Genomic DNA, 2260 nt, shown 5'->3' on the forward strand with positions numbered 1-2260 from the left:
CAAGAGTTTTGAAATACTATTTATGGATGACGGCAGAACAATAATTGTCAACTCTAATAAATGGTAAAACTCTTCACACAACAAAACCTAAACCACACCTGAAGGCGTGCCTTAGCCAAACACGTTAGCAGGAATTTTTAAAAATGAATGAACAAGATTAATCAACTCTTAAGATATATTTTAAAAACCTAAATGGGGATAAACTTCAACGGAGGTAAACTTTACTACTTCTTTCTCTTGATATTACTTATAGCATGCAGTTCAAGAAAAACAGAAACTTTGAAGTATGAGAATGGGCAGGTCAGAGTAATTTCAGAAGTAGTTAATGGCAAGCGTGATGGAAAATTTATGGAGTACTATGAGGATGGGAAGGTGAAGAATGTAAGCTTTTATAAAGATGGGCTCCTACATGGAGTGTCTAAAGTGTTTTATGAAGATGGAACGCTTGAGTACAAGGGTACTGCACTTGAGGGGAAACCCCACGGCGAGTCAATTAGCTATTATAGAAATGGGAACCCTGAATTCAAGGCCAACTATGTACACGGCTTGTTAGATGGACCATTTACTAAGTACTTTCAGAACGGCATTAAAAAGGGAGAAGGTACTATGAGAAAACGGAAGCCCTTTGGCAGCATCGTCACCTATGACAGTTTAGGCCACAAACTGAACGAATGTTTTTATGATAGTGCAGGTGTCAAACTAAAGTGCTTGCCTTCCACTAATGAAGTAGATTAAAGAACTACTGTATTATAGAATAACTATCTGCTAACCCTGCACAGGCTCCATTCTCGGCTGCGCCTCGTTCGCAGCCTGTACTAAACGTTAGCAGTAAATGAAATTATGAATGAGAAGAATTTTACAACTTAAACATTGTCAGATATTTTTGATTTTGATGTTTTCAATGTTGGTAGGCAATACCACGATTGAAGGCTACTCAACTGTAAATGATGTGTTAGGAGTCATAGGTGTGGTTCTGTTCTTTTCACTCCTGATTGCCTACGGACATTACCTCTATGACTACCTGCCAAGGAAGATAAAGTTAAACTACAATCTGTTTATCATAAATGCTTTTCTGACCATAGCATCGCTCATAGCAGTAGCCATACTCACAGAATCCAACAAAGTAAGTCTTACAGGAATCTATGCGCTACCAGGCTTCTACATTTTTTATGCCTTCTTACATACCATAGCGTTCCCAGTAAAAGTCTTGAAATCCATTGAATTGAATAGAGAAGCCAGATTAGGGGAATATATTGGGCTGTTCTTTGGGATAATCTTCTGGCCATTCTGTATCTGGTTCATTCAGCCAAGAGTGAACAGGATAGCAAGAGAAGAACAAGCAGTATTTGAAGTATAAAGAACATGTTCTGCTAACAAGGCACAGGCTCCATATTCGGCTGCGCCTCGTCCGCAGCCTGTACGAGTCCGTTATGGGTCATAATAATGACGAAAACAATCTACATATTAACTCTACTCTTTTTAGTTGCTTGCCAAAGTCGAGAGGGAAAGCAGCAGGAGGGCTTTGACCCAGAGTATGTAGTGAAAAGCTATTACAGTAATGCAGATGACCCTGAAAACTTAAAATTATTAAAATATTATGACTCATCCGACAGACTCCTTCGTGAAATTGGTAAGGAAGGTGATTGCATCAGGTACATTTATGATAAGACTGGTAAGCTAATTGAGAAGGTTTGGGGGAGAGGTTGCCAGCAAGTTCAGGGGGTAAGGAGCATTCTTTTCTACGACACCTTAGGTAACCTTTTAGGCACTTACACGACAAGTGACACGCTGGTTAACATGGATACAGTTAATTTCGAACAGATTTACTTCTACGACATTGAGAATAGGCTGGTAAAGGAGAAAATAGCTGAAAGAGTTGAATCACAAGGCGACACTATTAAGACGTGGAACTACTATACCTATGTCGGGAATAAAAAAGATTCTCTGCTGGTAACGGAGGGCAATGGCTTACTCTGGAAGGGAGCCTACAAGTACGACACGACTGGCAGACTGGTTGAGCTTAGAAAGACCCGCAGGGATACGTATGAGAATGAGTTTTTCCTCTATGATGACTTAGGCAGGCTGGTTGAGAAACAGACAATAACAAATTACAAATTCGACACTCCCGTGGGTGTGTCGGCTCCCCAACATTAGAACTACCCTGGAGTATAAAATTCAACAAATTTAAATTCACTTCTGCTACCACTACTATGGGTGTTCATTGTGGGTAACCCGACAGGGTTATCCACTGTGAACACCC

General features: G+C 40.2%; 3 protein-coding genes. All 3 read left to right on the forward strand.

All coding sequences use genetic code 11. The features are described from left to right. Nucleotides 1-192 precede the first annotated feature (192 nt). The 3 genes from DXT99_RS26665 (at nucleotide 193) to DXT99_RS26915 (ending at nucleotide 2154) form a co-directional block, all read left to right on the forward strand. Entirely contained in the window at nucleotides 193-735 is a 543-nt protein-coding gene (locus tag DXT99_RS26665) for a toxin-antitoxin system YwqK family antitoxin (protein ID WP_115568643.1), read from the forward strand. A gap of 109 nt (nucleotides 736-844) precedes the next feature. Continuing rightward, nucleotides 845-1357: a hypothetical protein gene (locus tag DXT99_RS26670; protein WP_147294328.1), complete on the forward strand. Its 513-nt coding sequence runs from the start codon at nucleotides 845-847 to the stop codon at nucleotides 1355-1357. Nucleotides 1358-1797: 440 nt separating this feature from the next. Next, complete coding sequence (locus DXT99_RS26915) at nucleotides 1798-2154, forward strand: hypothetical protein (protein WP_147294329.1); 357 nt, start codon at nucleotides 1798-1800, stop codon at nucleotides 2152-2154. The last annotated feature ends 106 nt before the right edge of the window (nucleotides 2155-2260 follow it).

Origin of the sequence: Pontibacter diazotrophicus (assembly GCF_003367245.1) — a bacterium.
GTDB classification, from domain to species: Bacteria; Bacteroidota; Bacteroidia; order Cytophagales; family Hymenobacteraceae; genus Pontibacter; species Pontibacter diazotrophicus.